5 protein-coding genes (1 of these 5 cut by a window edge) are annotated in these 17,993 nt (G+C 70.2%); 1 reads left to right on the top strand and 4 read right to left on the bottom strand.

Annotated features, from left to right (window positions below; genetic code table 11):
* Nucleotides 1-26 precede the first annotated feature (26 nt).
* The 4 genes from FL344_RS01595 to FL344_RS01580 all read right to left on the bottom strand — a co-directional run bounded on the left by FL344_RS01595 (nt 27) and on the right by FL344_RS01580 (nt 10,586).
* Nucleotides 27-3,107 (bottom strand): type I polyketide synthase, encoded by a 3,081-nt coding sequence (locus FL344_RS01595; protein ID WP_228564682.1) that lies wholly within the window; start codon nt 3,105-3,107, stop codon nt 27-29.
* Between the two features lie 18 nt (nt 3,108-3,125).
* On the bottom strand, nt 3,126-7,730 hold the full coding sequence (locus FL344_RS01590; protein ID WP_141617233.1) for a type I polyketide synthase: 4,605 nt from the start codon (nt 7,728-7,730) through the stop codon (nt 3,126-3,128).
* 146 nt (nt 7,731-7,876) lie between these two features.
* Nucleotides 7,877-8,908, bottom strand: a complete 1,032-nt coding sequence (locus FL344_RS01585) for an LLM class flavin-dependent oxidoreductase (RefSeq protein ID WP_141588878.1) — start codon at nt 8,906-8,908, stop codon at nt 7,877-7,879.
* A gap of 229 nt (nt 8,909-9,137) precedes the next feature.
* Nucleotides 9,138-10,586, bottom strand: coding sequence for a hypothetical protein (locus FL344_RS01580; protein WP_141617232.1), 1,449 nt, complete (start codon nt 10,584-10,586; stop codon nt 9,138-9,140).
* A gap of 301 nt (nt 10,587-10,887) precedes the next feature.
* Here FL344_RS01580 and FL344_RS01575 point away from each other — a divergent pair, with 301 nt between their 5' ends.
* A protein-coding gene (locus FL344_RS01575; protein ID WP_228564681.1) for a non-ribosomal peptide synthase/polyketide synthase crosses the window boundary here: on the top strand, nt 10,888-17,993 show its 5' portion. Its footprint extends 10,048 nt past the window's final position; 7,106 of the gene's 17,154 nt are visible here — the first part of the coding sequence; its start codon is at nt 10,888-10,890; its stop codon lies beyond the right edge, outside the window.

Genomic DNA, 17,993 nt, shown 5'->3' with positions numbered 1-17,993 from the left:
CTCTCGAAAGGGGTGTGGGCGCGCGGCTAACGGCTGGCCGCGCCCTCCTTGGCGGTGAGCTCGGCCAGGATTCGCAGCAGGGCCTCCACCTCCGGGTCGTCATGGCCGGGGCTCTTGCGCTGCTCGGCCACCAGCGCCGCCAGTCGAGCCACCGTCGGCGCCTCGAACAGCGATTGCAACGGCACCGTGAAGCCGAAGGTGTCCCGCAGCCGTCCCACCACCGTGGTGGCCAGCAGCGAGTGTCCACCGAGCGCGAAGAAGTCGTCGTGGACGCCCACCGGGCGCACGCCCAACACGTCCTCCCAGATGCGCGCGACCACCTGCTGGTCTTCGGTGTCGGGAGCCACGTAGGCCACGGCCAATGCGGGGCGGGAGTAGCCCGCGGCGGGAGCCTCGTCGGGCTCCTCCGTTTCGGGGGCGCGCTCCGCGGACGGCGCGGCGGCCAGGGCGCGGTGCCCGTCGGGGGAGACCCAGTAGCGCTTGCGCTCGAAGGGGTAGGTGGGCAGCCCGACGCGTTGGCGCCGTGCCTCGCCGTTGAAGGCTTCCCAGTCCACATCCACGCCGGACAGCCAGAGCTGTCCCAGCGCGCCGAGCAGCACGGCCGTATCCGCCTGCCGCGTGTCCGGATGACGGAGCGATGTCACCGTGGTGGGCGCCTGCCGGAGCGCGCCAGGCTGGGACGCGAAGGTGGTCAGCGTGCGGCCGGGACCGACCTCCAGGAGCACCTGCGCGGGTTGCAGCTGCGCGAGCCCCGCGGCGAAGCGGACAGGCTGACGCAGGTGGCGGGCCCAGTAGGCCGGGTCCTTCGCCTCGGCGGCCGTCACCCACGTGCCGGTGACGTTGGAGAGGAAGGGAATCTGCGGCGCGGACAGCTTCATCCGGCGCAGCCGCTCGGTGAAGGGCGCGACGATGGGGTCCATCATCGCGGAGTGGAACGCGTGCGAGGTGTGCAGGCGGCGCGACTGGACGCCACGTGCGTCCAGCCGGGCCTTCAGCGCGTCCACGGCGTCGTCAGGGCCGGCGACCACCGTCATCGACGGCGCGTTCACCGCGGCCACGGACAGCCGCGCATCCAGCGACGACACCAGCTCCGCTTCCGACAGCGCGACGGAGAGCATGGCGCCCGGTGGCAGGTCCTGCATCAGTTGGCCCCGCGCGGCCACCAGGGCTAGCGCGTCCGGCAAGGTGAAGACGCCCCCGAGGCACGCGGCCACGTACTCACCGATGCTGTGGCCCACCATGGCCTCGGGCCGCACGCCCCAGGACATCCACAGCCGCGCGAGCGCGTACTCGATGATGAAGAGGGCCGGCTGGGCCAACCGCGTCTGCTGCAACTGCCGCTGGGCTTCCTCGGCGCGGTCCGCGGCGGGGAATAGGACCTCGTGCAGATCCAGCTTGAGGTGCGGGATGAGCCGGGTGGCGCAGTCGTCCACGTCCGCGCGGAACCCACGCTCGTTCTCGTACAAGCCCTGCGCCATGCCCGCGTACTGCGCGCCCTGGCCAGGGAACATGAACACGGTGGGGCGGCGGGTGCGCTCCTCGGTGGCGGAGAGCTGCCGGCTGATGTCGCCCAGCGCCGTGAGCGCGTCCTCACGCCCCTGACAAACGATGGCGCGGCGGTGCGGGTGGCGCCGCCTGCCCACCTGGAGCGTGTACGCCACGTCCGCGGGCTCCAGGCCCTTGTTCGCGCGGAGGTGCTCCTCCAGCCGGGAGGCCTGCGCGGCGAGCGCCGTGGGTGTGCGCGCCGACAGGACCAGGAGTTGGTGCGGGCGCGTGGGCGGAACTGGGGCGCGGGAGGGCGGCTCCTCCAGGATGACATGGGCGTTGGTGCCGCCCATGCCGAAGCTGCTCACGCCGGCGCGCCGAGGCTCGCGGGCGGGGGCCTTCCACTCGCGCAGCTTCGTGTTGACGTAGAAGGGGCTCGCGTCCCAGGGGATGTTGGGGTTCGGCGTCTCGAAGTGGAGGCTGGGTGGCAGCTTGCGGTGCTTCAGCGCCAGCGCCGTCTTGATGAGGCCCGCCACGCCCGCCGCCGCGTCCAGGTGGCCCAGGTTGGGCTTGATGGAGCCCAGGGCGCAAGTGCGCGGTCCGGCCGCCTCGTCTCCGAAGGCGCGGATGAGGGCCTGCACTTCGATGGGGTCTCCCAACGCGGTGCCGGTGCCGTGCGCCTCCACGTAACCGATGCTCCCGGCCGATACGCCCGCGCTGCCCAGGGCCTCGGAGATGACGGCGGCCTGGCCCTCGACGCCCGGCGCGGTGTAGCCCACGCGCGCGGCGCCGTCGTTGTTCACCGCGGAGCCCTTGATGATTGCGTAGATGGGGCTGCCATCCGCCAGCGCATCTTCCAGGCGGCGCAGCGCCACCACGCCCGCGCCGCTGCCGAAGACGATGCCCTTGGCCTGCGCGTCGAACGGGCGGCAGTGCCCGTCGGGCGACAGGATGCCGCCATCCACGTAGCGGTAGCCGCCCTGAATCTGGAGGTTGATGGACACGCCGCCCGCGAGCGCGAGGTCACACTCCTGGTTGAGCAGGCTCTGACAGGCGACGTGGACCGCGACCAGCGACGTGGAGCACGCGCTCTCGATGTTGAAGCTGGGGCCGCGCAGGTCCAGCTTGTAGGCGGCCCGGGTGGTGAGGAAGCTGCCCGCGTTGCCCAGGTTGAGCTGGAGCGGGTCCGCCGTGCGCATCAGCTCCGCGTTCCCCAGCAGGTTGAGCAGCAGGTAGGTGCTCAGGGCCTGTCCGCCGAAGACACCCACCAACAGCTCGGGAGGCGGCGCGCCATGGCCCGCGTCCTCCAACGCCTCCAGCGCGCACTCCAGGAAGAGGCGCTGCTGCGGGTCCATGACCTCCGCCTCGCGCGGTGTGTAGCCGAAGAAGGCCGCGTCGAAGCCCGCCACGTCGTCCAGCCGTGAGGCCACCTTCACGAAGTGCGGATCCTTCAGCACCTCGGGGGGCAAGCCCGCCTTGAGGACTGCCTCGTCCGAAAGCGGCTCAATGGACTCCACGCCGTCGCAGAGGTTGCGCCACAGCTCCTCCAGGCTGCGCGCGCCCGGGAAGCGCCCGGCCATGCCGGTGATTGCGATCTCCATCCCCGTGTTGTTGTCTGACACGCTGTCCCCCTCTTGCGCTCAGTTCCCCGACTGGCGCCGCTGCTGGATGAGCTCCCGACGCCTGGCTCCGCGGCTTCGCCGGTCACTGGTGGTGGCCGAGGCCTGTTCCTGCCCTCGGGTCAGAAGCCGGGCCATGGCGCTGAGCGTGGGGTTCTCGAAGAGCGACACCACCGGCAGGTCCTTGCCGAAGCGGCGCTTCACCTCGTTGATGACCTTCAGGCCAATCAGCGAGTTCCCACCGAGCTCGAAGAAGTTCTCATGCAGCGCCACGCTCTCCACGCCCAGGAAGCGCTGCCAGATGTCCGCCAGCTCGCGCTCCGCCTCATCCATGCTGGCGGGCGCCGCGCGCTCGGTCGCCGGCGCGGCGTCCGTCTCCATGGGGCCCATCAAGTCCTGGAGCAGCGAAGCGCTGCGCGCCATTGCCGCTCGCAGGTCCTCGGTGGACACCACGACGTGGGTGGGGGCCTGCGCCAACACGCGCTCGAAGACGTCCACGCCCTCGGCCGGTGTCAGGGCATGGGCCAGCATCGCCTCCCGCATCGGGTTGGCGCCGTCCGGCATCTGCGTCGTTACGGCCTGGCCCACTTCGCGCCAGGTGTCCCAGCCCAGGGAGATGATCGGCAGGTTCCCCGTCGCCGCGGCCTGGTGAGCAAAGGCATCCTGGAAGGCGCACGCGGCGCAGTGGTCAATCTGCCCTGGCTCCGCCGTGTAGGCGGTGCGAGACGAGCAGAGCACGAAGAAGTCCAGGGGCGTGTCGCGCAGCAGCGCGTGCAAGAGCCACGTGCCCGACACCTTGGGGCGCAGGACGTCCTCCACGGCCTTCTGGGTGCGGAGCTGGGCCAGTCCGCCCGCGGGTACGCCCGCAGCGTGGATGACGCCGTGGAGTTCGCCAAAGGCCTGTCGCGCCCGGCGCAGCACCTCGGCCATCTGCTCGGCGTCGCCCACGTCTGCCGGGAGGACCAGGACCTCGGAGCCCAGGGCCTCCAGCGCCAGCACCTGGCGAATCCGCTGACTCACCCGGTCCTGCTCACCGTGCTCGGTGAGCCACGTGTCCCAGGTGTCACGTTCCGGAAGGGGATTGCGGCCCACCAGCACCAACCGTGCCTGGACCTGCCGCGCGAGCGACTCTGCCAGCACCAGACCGATGCCACCCAGGCCGCCGGTGATGAGGTACGTGCCTCGCGGACGCAGGCGCGACGGCGCATCCTCGGCGGGCGCGGAGATGCGCACCTGCTCGAACGACTGTTCCCAGCGGCTCGGGCCTCGGAGCGCCACGGCGCCGTTGGAAGAACCCGTGGCCAGCTCACCCACCAGCCGCGCCACCAGGGCCTGGAGCGTCTTGCTACAGCGCGGGGCCTCCACGTCGATCGACCGACATGACAGGCCCGGCACCTCGTGCGGCAGCACGCGGCAGGCGCCCAGGAGCGTGGCCTTCTCCGGGGCCAGCACCTCATGTCCGGTGACGGCCTGAACGCCGCTGGAGACCACCGTCATTTGCACGGGCCCGGATGCGCCATGGCCAGCCAGGGCCTGTGCGAGGAAGAGCAGGCTGAAGAAGCCGGTGCGCTGGGCGTGCTCCAGGCCCGCCAGTCCTTCTCCCGCGGAGTCAACGCTCCACAGGTGGACGATGCGCTCGGGACGGCAGGAGTCCTCGGAGAGCGCGTTCAGCAGCGCCGCGTAGGTCTCCGGGCGGGTTGGGTCTACTTCGAAGGCGCCGTCATCCACTCGGCGGAAGTCGGAGCCCTGCGACACCCGGGTGACCCGGCCGCCGCTCTCCGCCAGCCGTGTCGCCAAGGCGTCTCCCAGCCCGCTGGTGTCGGTGAAGACGAGCCAGTTCTGGGGTGCGACGGTGGTTGCGCGCGGTACGAGCGTGCGCTTCCAGGAGGGCAGATAGAACCAGTCCGCCGCGTCCTTGCGCCGGGCGAGCGAGACGTCGCTGGCGACCGCAATGCCGGCTGCATTCGGCTCCAGCCAGTGCCGCTTGCGTTCGAAGGGGTAGGTGGGCAGCACCACGCGCCGGCGCTGCTCTCCGGCCTGGAGACGCCGCCAGTCCATGGGAACGCCCGCCGCCCAGAGCCGGCCCAGCGTGGTGAGGACGAAGCGCATGTCGGAGCCGGGCTCGCGAGGCGCCCGCATCGACGTGAGCACCACGGTGGGCTGGCCGCGCTCCACCTGCAGGCGCGCGAGCGAACCCAGTGTCCGCCCGGGACCGACCTCCAGCAGCACGCGCGACGGGTTCTCCAGCAGGCAACGTACGCCCGGACCGAAGCGCACCGTCTGCCGCAGGTGGCGCACCCAGTACCTCGGGTCGGTGGCCTCCTCCTCGGTCACCCATGTCCCCGTGACGCCAGAGACGAAGGGCTGCGTCGGCGTCTGGAGCTTCAGCCGCCCGACGAAGGCCGCGAACGCCGGCAGGATGGAGTCGATGAGGTGGGAGTGCGCGGCCACGTCGATGTGGACGCGGCGGTGCTCGATGCCTCGCGCCGCCAGGTCGGCGGAGAGCGCATCCACCGAGGCGGTGTCGCCGGCCACCACGCATTGCGACGGTCCGTTGACGGCGGCCAGGGACAGGTGCTCGCCCAGCATCGGCAGCAGCTCCTGTTCGGACATGGCCACGCTTACCATCGCGCCGGAGGGAAGCTGCTCGAAGAGGCGGCCACGCTCGGCCACCAACGCCAGCGCGTCCTCCAGCGAGAAGACCCCCGCGAGGCAGGCGGCCACGTACTCGCCCATGCTGTGGCCAATCATCGCCTCGGGCCGGATGCCCCAGGACTCCCACAGCTTCGCCAGGGCGTACTCCACCGTGAAGAGCGCGGGCAGGCCCACGGAGGGACGAGGAAGGGGCGCGCCCGCGTCCGCGTCACCCGCCGGGTACAGCACCGTGCGAAGCGACGGTCCGCCGCGGCGCTGGAAGATGGCGGCGCACGCGTCGAAGGCTTCGCGGAAGGCGGGCTCCTTCTCGTACAGCTCCTGCCCCATGCGCAGGTGCTGCGCGCCACCGCCGGGGAAGAGGAACACGACGGAGCGGCCACCGTCCTTGGCCACGTCCGTGAACACGCGCTCGGGGTTCACCTCGGACAGCACCGTGGCCGCGTCCTCGCCACTCTCGCAGACCACGACGCGCCGGTGCGGGAAGGCCTTGCGGCCCATCTGGAGGGTGTAGGCCACGTCCGCCAGGGACTGCTCGGGGTGCGCCTCCAGGTGCGTGCCCAGGTTCTGGGTGAGCGCGTCTAGCGCGGCCGGCTTCTTCGCGGAGAGCACCAGCAGCTGCCAGGGCCGCGACGGACCGGAGGGCGCAGGGGGCGGCGGCGCTTCCAGCAGTGCGTGGGCGTTGGTGCCACCAATGCCGAAGGAGCTCACGCCCGCGCGGCGCCGGTGGGCATGCGGCTGCCAGTCCCTCAACGCGGCGTTCACGAAGAAGGGGCTGCGCGCCCAGTCGATGTTCGGGTTGGGCGTGCGGCAGTGGAGGGTGGGGGGAATGCGTCCGTGCTCCACCGCCAGGGCCGTCTTGATGAGCCCCGCCACGCCGGCCGCCGCGTCCAGGTGGCCGATGTTCGACTTGACCGAGCCGAGCGCGCAGAAGCTGGTGGCCTCCGTGCCGGCGCGGAAGGCGCTCGTCAGCGCGGAGACCTCGACCGGATCTCCCAGCAGGGTGCCGGTGCCGTGCGTCTCCACGTAACCCACGGTGTCCGGCGTCACGCCCGCCAGGGCGTGGGTGCGGGCGATGACCTCCGCCTGTCCTTCGGCGCTGGGCGCGGTGTAGCCGAGCTTCGAGGCACCGTCGTTGTTGATGGCGGAGGCCCGGATGACGGCGTGGATGTGGCTGCCGTCCGCGAGCGCGTCATCCAGCCGCTTGAGCACGACCACGCCCGCGCCGCTGCCGAAGAGCGTTCCCTGGGCCTGTGCGTCGAAGGGACGGCAGTGGCCATCCGGCGACGCGATGCCGCCGGGCTGGTGCACGTAGCCCGTGCGCTGGGGCACGTCCACGGACACGCCGCCCGCGATGGCCACGTCACACTGGAAGCCCATCAATGACTGGCAGGCCAGGTGGGTGGCGACCAGCGACGTGGAGCAACCCGTCTGGACGTCCAGGCTGGGGCCCTTGAGGTCCAAGTGGTACGCCAGCCGCGTGGCGAGGAAGTCCTTGTCGTTGCCAATCATCACCTGGAAGCTGTCGCTCGACTCGAGCAGCTCCGGGTGCGTGCGCAGGTTGAAGAGCAGGTACGTGCTCAGGCTCGTGCCCGCGAAGACGCCCACCGAGCGCGACTCCGTATCCAGTCCGTGGCCCGCGCGCTCGATGGCCTCCCACGCGCACTCCAGGAAGATGCGGTGCTGCGGATCCATCAGCGCCGCCTCGCGCGGCGAATAGCCGAAGAAGCTCGCGTCGAACGCGTCCACCTGGTCCAGCACGGCCCCGGCGCGCACGAAGCCCGGCTGTCGCAGGCGCTCCTCGGGAACGCCGCGTGCCTTCAGTTCGTCGTCCGTGAAGAAGCGGATGCCTTCCACCCCCTCGCAGAGGTTCCGCCAGAAGGTCTCCACGTCGGGGGAGCCCGGGAAGCGGCCCGCCATTCCGACGATGGCAATGGCCAGATCGTCGCCTTCACTCAGGTTGTCTTCGCTCATGGCTGTCGACGAACTCACGTTCAGGAAGCGAGGTGGGGTAGCGGTCCGGTGGCACCACGCACACTCCCCACGGAGCCCTCATGCCGCGGGGCTCAGGGCGGTGACCGTGACGCGGTGCAGGGCTCCGCGTTGCGCGGAGGCGAGGCTCAGCTGGCTGCCTGGGCGGCGGGCGGCGTGCTCGAGAGAGAGAACGCGTCAGCGAGCAGCTCGTAGGAGCGCATCCGGGCGCGATGGTCGTGGACAATGGTGGTGACGAGCAGCTCGTCCGCCTGGAATTCAGCGGCCATGCGCAACAGCTGTTCCTTCACCTGGTCCGGTGAACCACACACGACGCGTTTGCGGTCGAACTCGAGCGTGGCCAGGTCCTCGGGCGTGTAGGCGTAGGCCTCCGCCTCCTCGATGGATGGAATGGGCGCTTCGGGCCGGCCCCTGCGCGTGTTGATGGTCAGCAGGTCGCTGCTCCGGGCTATTCGCCGGGCCTCCTGCTCGGTCGGGGCACAGATGACGTAGACGCTGACGGCGGAGTTGGGCGCCGCCTGTACGTGCGAAGGCTGGAAGCGCTCGCGATACCCCCGCGTCACGGGGCCACCGTGGATGGGGTTGAAGAAGTGCGCGAAGCAGAAGGACAGACCCAGCCGGGCCGCGAGCGCGGCGCTCTGCTCGCCCGAGCCCAGGGCCCAGACCTGCGGCATGCCCGGCGCCATGGTCTTCAGGCTCAGCTTTTCGAACTCCGGCGTCGCGGGCGTGGTGCCCGACAGGAAGGCGACGAGGTCCTCCAGCTTCGTGGGGAAGTTCTCGTTGTTCATCGGCGGCCCGTAGGCCAGTGCGCGGGCCACCAGGTCCGTGCTGCCTGATGTCCGTCCGATGCCCAGGTCGATGCGGTTGGGGTGGAGCGTCTCCAGCAGCCGGAAGACCTCGGCGACCTTGAAGGGGCTGTAGTTCGACAGCAGGACGCCGCCCGTTCCCACCCGGATGCGAGACGTCGCCGCCGCGACATGCGCGACGAGGATTTCCGGCGCCACGCCCGCGAAGTGTCCTGAGCCGTGATGCTCCGCGAGCCAGAAGCGGTGATAACCGAGCTGCTCGGCGGCTCGAGCCAGCTCCACCGTGTTTTGGAAGGCCGCACGTGTCTGGGAGCCGCTGGCGACGATGGAGTGATCGAGAACACTGAGCTTCACGGCGAGCGTTCCTTCCCGGGCAGACGGCGCCCTCGGGGCCGCTTCGAGACGGGCCGAGTCGTCGCGTGTCCGCGTTTCATGATGGTGACAAAGCCTATATTAACGCGGTTATCTGCGACAAATGGGATTTGGTTGATTATGCTTGAAAATTGAGAATGAGCGGCAGCCCGGAGTGCGCCTGAATGCCAGGGGCTCTTTCATTCCCTGAGGCTCGGTGTGACACAGGCTGTTACTCGACGACGACGAGCGCGCACATCAACGCGCCTTGGGTCGCGTTGACCACGTCCTTGCCCTGACCGGTGGGGTTCAGTCGCACCATGGTTCCGCCGTAGCGCTCACCGAAGACAAAGGCGCCCCAGATGAGGATGTGGGGGCCCACGGCGCCGTCGTCCCGCAGGAAGTGGTAGGGGCGGGGCTCGACGCGCTCCTGGACAATCCAGCCGCCGTGCTCCAGGGCTTCCTGGATGGCGGCGTCCCAGTCCTCGGCGGTCATCGCGCGGCCAATCAGCACCGACTTGCCGCCATAGGCGCGGCCCGCCTTGAGCACCAGGCCTTCGCGCTTCGAGGCGGCGAGCTCGTCGGGCAGCCACACGGAGGCGCCGTCGCGCGTCGTCTGCGTGGCGCGCACGCGGCGCGTCCAGGGAATGTGCCGGCGGATGAGCTCCCGCTCCTCGGGAGTGAGCGCGGGTGACGCCTCGTTCTCCGATAGCAGCGCGATGTTGAGCTTGTCGTCGAGCAGCTCCTGCGCTGGACCGTTGTAGAGACACAAGGTGCGCGCGGCGAGCGCGGCGCGGACGCGGGCGTCGAAGTCCGGGCCCACCACTTCGAGCCGATCTCTCGCGTCATGTTCCTGCACGGCATGCAGCCGCCGGCCGCGCATCGTGAAGCAGTGGCCCTCCGCGTCCTTCACCTCGCTGTAGGTGCCGATGAGCACCTCGCCCTTCGCGCCTTCAGCATCGAGCAGTTCGCTCAGCGTGCTGTTGAGCAGCAGCGTCGCCATCTCCCTGCCCGCGGCTTCGGGCAGCTCGTTGTCGGGGAAGAGCACGGCCAGATTGCATTCGCCTTCCCACGCAACGGTCCGTCGCACGTCTTCGACGACATGACTCAGGAAGGCGCGCAGCGTGTCCTGCAGTTGGATGCGCAGGCCCTGCTCCTCGGTGAAGCGCTGGAGCACGGGCTGGTCCATCACCACCTGGGCCTTGAGCCCCGTTTCCCATCCGCCCAGGCCCGCCATCATGTTGATCTCAAGGCACTTGAGGCCGCCGGCCGAGTCGATGAAGTCCCCGCGGCTGAGCGCGCCGCGCGCGTCCTCCGTGTTGGCCAGGACCTCCGCTGCCACGCGCGCTCGTTCCAGCGAGACACCGTAGTAGTCGGCGATGCGCCGAGGGTCGCCGCCCAGCAACAGCCGAGGCCCGCGCTTGACGAGCCGGCAGAGCTTGACCGCGACCTCCTCCAGTTCACGGTCGCGGCGCGAGTCGATGAGGAGTGGCCACCGGTGCAGCTCGTAATACATCAGCGGTGACGCTTCGAACTTGTGGAAGCGGTGCCGCGCGAACACCTCGGGCGTCCGCTCCGCGAACTTCAGGAAGGCCACCGCCGCCGCGGACAGCTCACCGTGCAGCGCCTGGATTTCATCGGAGAACATCAGCTCGCCTGGGGATTCGTTGACGTGTGGCATTTTCCGGGTAATAGCACTTTGACTCAGAGTGCGTATAAAGCGGCTGTTTTACGTGCTCGAAGCGACGGCGGCTCACGCGGAGGCTTCAACCTTCCGGGGCGTCGGCTGAGCTGATCCCGCAGCGCGAGCGGGGTGTTGGTCTGGAGCCGCGTCAGCAGCCGCTGCGCTCCGATGCGCGCGAGCCCAGCACCAGGACTCCGGACGAAAACCGGAATGTGGGTGCTCATAGCTTATGCTGCGCGTTCCCCCCCAGCGAAGGTCTCCGGCTTTTCCACAGCTCCACCCCTTGGAACCTCTCACCATGCGCTCCCACTCGGCCGCGACACTGCTGGAGCTCCTCGAAGCGCAGACCCAGTCCCTGGGTGAACGGCCGCTGTACACCTTCCTGGAGGATGGCGGGGATGACGCGGTCCTGAGCTACGCCGGGTTGGATTTGCGAGCCCGGCGCATTGGCGCGGCACTCCAGGCCCTGGCGCGAGCGGGCGAGCGGGCGGTGCTCCTCTATCCACCGGGCCTGGAGTACGTCGCGGGTTTCTTCGGCTGCTTGTATGCCGGGTTGGTCGCCGTCCCAGCCTATCCGCCGGACCCGATGCGGCTGGAGAGGACGTTGCCTCGGCTGCGCGCCATCATCCGGGATGCGCGCGCGAGCGTCGTGCTCACCACCTCCTTCATCCAAGAGATGGGGGAGGGGCTCTTCGAAGGCGCCCCCGAACTTGCCGCGCTCCGCTGGGTGGCCACCGACGCGTTGCCCGAGGGGACCGAGGCGGGGTGGCGCCGTCCGGAGCCTTCGTGGGACACGTTGGCCTTCCTTCAATACACGTCCGGCTCCACGGGCGAGCCGAAGGGCGTGCAACTCAGCCATGGGAATCTGCTGCACAACCTGGGGCTGATCTCCCACGCGTTCCAGGTCCGCTCGGACAGCGTGGGCGTGATCTGGCTGCCGCCGTACCACGACATGGGCCTGATCGGCGGCATCCTCCAGCCGCTCTACGCGGGCTTCCCGGTGGCGCTGATGTCGCCGCTCGCGTTCCTTCGCCGCCCACGGTTCTGGTTGGAGTCACTGTCTCGCTTCGGTGGCACCATCAGCGGTGGCCCGTGCTTCGCCTTCGACTTGTGCGTGAGGAAGGTGCCTCCCGCGGAGCGTGAGGGGTTGGACCTGCGTCGCTGGGAGCTGGCCTTCTGTGGGGCCGAGCCCATCCGTCCGGAAGTCATGACCCGCTTCTCGGAAGCCTTCGCGCCCGTGGGCTTCCAGCGCGAGGCGCTCTATCCCTGTTATGGGCTCGCGGAAGGCACGCTGATCGCCTCGGGTGGGCGCAAGGGCGAAGGTGTCCTCACGCGGACGTGGGACGCCCAGGCGTTGGAGCGGAACGAGGCGCTGGCGGCCGAGGACGGCCCCGGGGCGCGCCCGCTGGTGGGGTGCGGCCAGACGCTGCCTGAGCAGACGTTGCTCGTCGTGGACCCGGAGACGCGTCTGGCTTGCCCGCCCGAGCGGGTGGGGGAGATCTGGGTCTCTGGTCCCAGCGTGGCCCACGGCTACTGGGAGCGGCCCGATGAGAGCGAAGCGGCGTTCGGGGCACGATTGGCGGATTCGGACAGCGGCCCCCGGTTCCTGCGGACGGGAGACCTGGGCCTGCTGAAGGACGGCGAGCTGTTCGTCGTGGGCCGGCGCAAGGACCTCATCATCCTCCGCGGGCGCAACCTGCATCCGCAGGACCTGGAGCTGACGCTGGAGCGCAGCCATTCGGCGCTGCGGCCCGGTTGTGGCGCGGCGTTCTCCATCGACGTGGGCGGCGAGGAGCGGCTCGCGGTGATGTACGAGGTGGACTCGCGCAAGCCGTGGACCGCCGAGGACGTGGTGGGCGCCGTCCGCCGGGGGCTGGCGGAGACGCACGAGGTCCAGCTCCACACGCTCGTCCTCATCGAGCCGGGCACGCTGCCGAAGACGTCCAGCGGGAAGATTCAGCGGCGTGCTTGCCGGGCCGAATGGCTCGCGGGGACGGCTCGGGCACTGCTGACCTGGAGCGAGTCGGGCGCAGACGCGCCCCAGGCCGAGGCTCCCGCGCCTGACATCACCGCGGCCGAGCCGCTCACCGTGGAGGCACTGGAGGCGTGGTTGCTGGCGCGGATCGCCGCGCGGCTTCGCGTCCGTCCGGAGGAGTTGGCGACGGATGCGCCCATCACGTCCTTCGGTCTGGACTCACTGGGCGCCGTGGAGCTGGCGAACGACGTCGTGGCCCTGGGCGTGGTCCTTCGCATGGAGGTCCTGCTTCAAGGGCCGACGGTGGGGGAACTCGCGCGGACCCTCTTCGCGGCGCGTGGGAAGTCCGCTGGCGCGGAGCTGACGCGGGGCGAGGAGAAGACGCCCGCGCCGCTCTCCTCCGCGCAGCAGCGACTGTGGCTGTTCGAGCAGTTGGCGCAGGGACGCGCCGCGTATCACCTGCCGGCGGCGGTACGGCTCACCGGTGCACTGGATGAGGTGGCGCTGGAGCATGCCTTCGCTGCAATCGTTCAGCGCCACGCGGCGCTCCGGGCGACGTTCCGCGACGAAGATGGCACGCCGTCGCAGGTGACCTCGTCGGTGCCGGTGTCATCACTTCGCCGGGTGGACCTCCGCGACGTCCCGGTGGATGCCCGCGAGGAGGCCGCGCTTCGTCTGGCCCACGAGGAAGCGCGGGCGCCGTTTGACCTCGAGCGCGGTCCGCTGCTCCGGGCCACGCTGTTTCAATTGGACGCGCACGAGCACCTGCTGGTCGTGGTGATGCACCACATCGCCTCGGATGGTGCCTCGTTCGCCATCCTGGCCCGTGAGCTGAGTGCGCTGTACGCGGGTGATGCTTCGCTGCCGCCGTTGGCCTTCCAGTACCCCGACTTCGCGCGCTGGCGCCGCGAGGTCGAGGCGGACGGCGCCCTGGCCACGTCGCTCGACTGGTGGAAGGCGCGGCTGGCGGGTGTGCCCGCTGCGCTGGAGCTGCCCGCGGATCGGTCTCGACCGCCCATGCCGTCCTATCGCGGTGGCCGCGTGTCAGTACGGTTACCGGAGGCGCTGACGGATCGGCTGGAGGCGTTGGGCCGGAGCGAAGGCTCCACGTTGTTCATGACGTTGCTGGCGGCTTTCGAGGTGCTGCTCGCACGTCATTCGGGACAGGCGGACTTCTGCGTCGGAACGGCCGTCAATGGGCGTGAGCGGGCGGGACTCGAAGGGTTGATGGGATGCTTCCTCGACCTGGTCGTCCTGCGCGCGTCCGTGTCTGGCTCATCACGTTTCCGCGAACTCTTGGGACAGACGCGGGAAGGCGTGCTGGCGGCCTTTGCTCACCGGGGCGTTCCTTTCGAGCGGCTGGTCGACGCCGTCCAACCCACGAGGGACCCCTCGCGCGCACCCTTGTTCCAGGTGCTGTTCGTGCTCCAGCCGGAGCCCGGCGCGGGACTGGCGCTGCCCGGCCTGGAGTCTCGCCGCGTGGAGGTGGACCCGGGGGCCACGCCCTACGATTTGACGCTGTCGCTGGCCCGAGGGCCGGAGGGACTGGGAGGGTGGCTCGAGTACGCCACGGACCTGTTTGATGCGGGCACCGCCGCGCGACTGGTGGCGCGGCTGGGCGTGCTTCTGGAATCCATTGTCGCGGACCCTGACCAGCGCATCGCCATGCTCCCGCTGTTGCCTGAGGCAGAGCAGCGGCAGGTGCTGGTCGACTGGAATGACACGCGGGCGGAGTTCCCGGAGACGTGCATCCATGCGCTCGTGGAGTCGCAGGCACTGCGCATGCCGGACGCCGTTGCCGTGGTGTGTGGCGACGGGCTCCTCACGTACCGTGAGCTGAACCAACGAGCCAACGCCGTGGCATGGCGGCTGCGCGAGCAGGGCGTTGGCCCTGAACGCATCGTGGGCCTCTTCGCCGACCGCTCCGTGGACCTGGTCGTGGGCCTGCTGGGCATCTTCAAGGCGGGCGGTGCGTACCTGCCGCTGGATCCGTCGTACCCCGAGGCTCGGCTCGCGCTGATGCTGGAGGACTCTGGCGCCTCGGTGGTGCTCGCCCACCGGCATCTGGCGGGCGCGCTTCCGGTCGGCGATAGGACCGTGGTTCCGCTGGATGTGGCTGGCGAGGCGGACGCCGCGCCACCGGGAGCCGTGGGGCCCGACAACCTGGCCTATGTCCTCTACACCTCGGGCTCCACCGGCAAGCCCAAGGGCGTGCTGATTCCACACCGCAACGTCGTCAGCTTCTTCACGGGCATGGACGCGCGCGTGGGGACCGAACCGGGGACGTGGCTCGCGGTGACGAGCGTCTCCTTCGACATCTCCGTGTTGGAGTTGCTCTGGACGCTGGCGCGCGGCTTCAAAGTCGCCGTGCAGGGCGAGCAGGGGGCCTTGGGGGCCGCGCCGCGCCGGGTGACGCGAACGCGCCAGAAGCCTCTGGGCTTCAGCCTCTTCTACTTCGCGGCGGACGAGGGGGCTCCAGGCGCGGAGCGTTACCGGCTGTTGCTCGAGGGCGCGCGGTTCGCGGACCGTCATGGCTTCCAGGCGGTGTGGACGCCGGAGCGCCACCTCCATGCGTTTGGTGGGCTCTATCCCAATCCGTCCGTGACGAGCGCGGCCATCGCCGCCATCACCGAGCGCGTGGCCATCCGCGCCGGCAGCGTCGTGCTGCCTTTGCACCACCCCGTGCGCGTGGCCGAGGAGTGGTCGCTCGTCGATAACCTGTCGAAGGGCCGCGTCGGCATCTCCGTGGCGCCGGGCTGGCACGCGGATGACTTCGTCCTCGCGCCAGAGCGGTATGCGGAGCGCCGGGAGCTGGCACGGCGAGACCTGGACACGTTGCGGCGGCTCTGGCGCGGTGAGTCGCTGTCGTTCCCCAATGGTGCGGGGACGCCCATCGATGTCCGCATCCGTCCGAGCCCCGTGCAGCGCGAGCTCCCTGTGTGGCTGACCGCCGCTGGCAATCCGGACACCTTCCGCGAAGCGGGCCGGCTGGGCGCGGGCGTCCTGACGCACCTCTTGGGACAGCGGTGGGAGGAGCTGGAGTCACGCATCGCGCTCTACCGCGAGGCCTGGCGCGAGGCGGGCCACGAGGGCGAGGGCCATGTGACGCTGATGCTCCACACGTTCGTGGGGCACGACGTGGATCGTGTGCGAGAGACGGTCGAAGCGCCGCTGCGGCGCTACCTGAGCAACTCCGCGGACCTGATGCGCGGGTTGGGCCGGACGCTGGGCGTGGACCTGGATCCCGCATCGGTTCGTCCAGAGGACCTGGACGCGCTCGTGGGACGGGCCTTCGGGCGCTTCTTCGAAGGGGCGGGGCTCTTCGGGACGCCGCGCACCTGCCGGGAGCAGGTGGCGCGCATCGAGGCGCTGGGCGTGGATGAGGTCGCGTGCCTCATCGACTTCGGCGTGGACACGGATGCCGTGCTCGCCAGCCTTCCGGCGCTGGATGCCGTGCGGCAGCGCTGCGAGCGGGACTTCCGGCTTCAGTCGCAGGAGGAAATCACCGTGCCCGCGCAGCTTCGCCGGCACGGAGTCACGCATCTGCAATGCACGCCCTCCCTGGCCCAGGCGCTGCTCTTGGAGCCCGGTGCGGCCGGGGCGCTCGCGGGGCTGGAGCACCTGCTCGTCGGCGGTGAGGCGCTGTCCGCGGAGTTGGCGGCACGGTTGCGGGACACCGTGGGCGGAGCGCTGCTCAACATGTACGGCCCCACGGAGACCACCATCTGGTCCTCGTCGCACGCAGTGGATGGTTCGCCGGGGCCGGTGCCCATTGGCACGCCCATCGCCAACACGTCGCTATACGTGCTGGATGCGGAGCTGCGGCCCTTGCCCGTGGGTGTGCCCGGTGAGCTCTACATCGGTGGGATGGGTGTCGCTCGGGGTTATCACGCGCGGCCGGAGCTGACCGCCGAGCGATTCCTCCCGGACCCGGCGTCCTCCAACGCTGGTGCCCGGATGTATCGAACGGGCGACCGGGCTCGGTGGCGCGCGGATGGGACGGTGGAGTTCCTGGGCCGGGTGGACCACCAGCTGAAGGTCCGTGGCTTCCGGGTGGAGCCTGGCGAAATCGAGTCCGTGCTGGCGCGGCACGCCGACGTGGAGCAGGCCGTGGTTGTGGCGCGGGAGGAGTCTGCTGGAGGCGCGCGCCTGGTCGCGTACGTCGTCGCTCGGCCAGGTATGGCGCTTTCGGTGGAGGCGCTGCTGGCCTTCTCCCGGCGCTCCCTGCCGGAGCACATGGTGCCTTCGGCGTTCGTGCCACTCGATGCGCTCCCGCTGACGCCCAACGGGAAGGTGGACCGGAAGGCGTTGCCCGCGCCGGAGGGCGTCCGTGACGTCGCTCGGGAGTACGTGGCGCCTCGGACGGACACTGAACGCCGTTTGGCCGAGCTGTGGGCCTCGTTGCTGGGCGTGGAGCGGGTAGGCGCGGAGGACGACTTCTTCGCGCTGGGCGGGCACTCGTTGCTGGCCGCTCGCGCCGCCTCCCGGATTCGTGAGGCGTTCGGGGTGGACCTGCCCCTGCGTGAGCTGTTCGAGTCGTCCTCGCCCGCGGCCTTGGGGGCGCGCATCGATGCTCGCCTCCTGGGGGCGTCCGGGGTGCCTCCGTTGGTGGCCCGGTCTCACGAAGGAGCGCTGCCGCTGTCCTTCGCGCAGCAACGGCTCTGGTTCCTGGAGCAGCTCGAGCCCGGCGGCGCCGCGTACAACGATGCGGTGGCTGTCCGTGTGGAGGGGGCGCTCGATGTGGCGTTGCTGGAGCGCTCTCTGAGAGAGGTGGTCCGGCGGCACGAAGTCCTCCGCGCCACCTTCCACGACGAAGACGGCACGCCTTCCTGGCGCATCCATCCCGAGGCCCGGATTGCGCTGGACCGGGTGGACCTGACCTCGCTGTCGGGGGCTGCTCAGGCGGAGGCCCTATCGTTGCGATTGGCGGAGGCGTCGCTGCGGGCGTTCGACCTCGGCGCGGGACCGCCGCTTCGAGCAACGCTGCTCCAGGTGAGCGCGCGTGAGCACGTGCTCTTGTTGGTGCTGCACCACCTGGTGACGGATGGCGCGTCCATGGGCGTGCTAGTGCTCGAGGTGGCGGCGCTTTATCGGGCCTTCTCCCAGGGGAAGGTTTCGCCGTTGTTGCCGCTGCCGATCCAGTATGTGGACTACGCGGCGTGGCAACGCGACTGGCTTCGCGGCGAGGCGTTGGAGGCGCAACTCGCGTACTGGCGGACCCGGTTGGGAGGGGCACCTCGGGTGCTGGACCTGCCCACGGACCGGCCTCGACCGGCCGTGCGCAGCAGTCGTGGCGTGAGCCGAAGCGTGCTCCTGGGCTCGGAGTTGTCGCGTGCACTGAAAACGTTGGCCCAGCGCGAGGGCGCCACGCCCTTCATGGTGCTGCTGGCGGGCTTCTCCGCGCTGCTGTCCCGTCATGGCGGGCAGGA

The organism is Myxococcus sp. AB036A (genome assembly GCF_006547355.1).
In the GTDB taxonomy this organism is placed as follows: domain Bacteria; phylum Myxococcota; class Myxococcia; order Myxococcales; family Myxococcaceae; genus Myxococcus; species Myxococcus virescens.
This window is presented reverse-complemented; position numbering and strand designations above follow the sequence as displayed.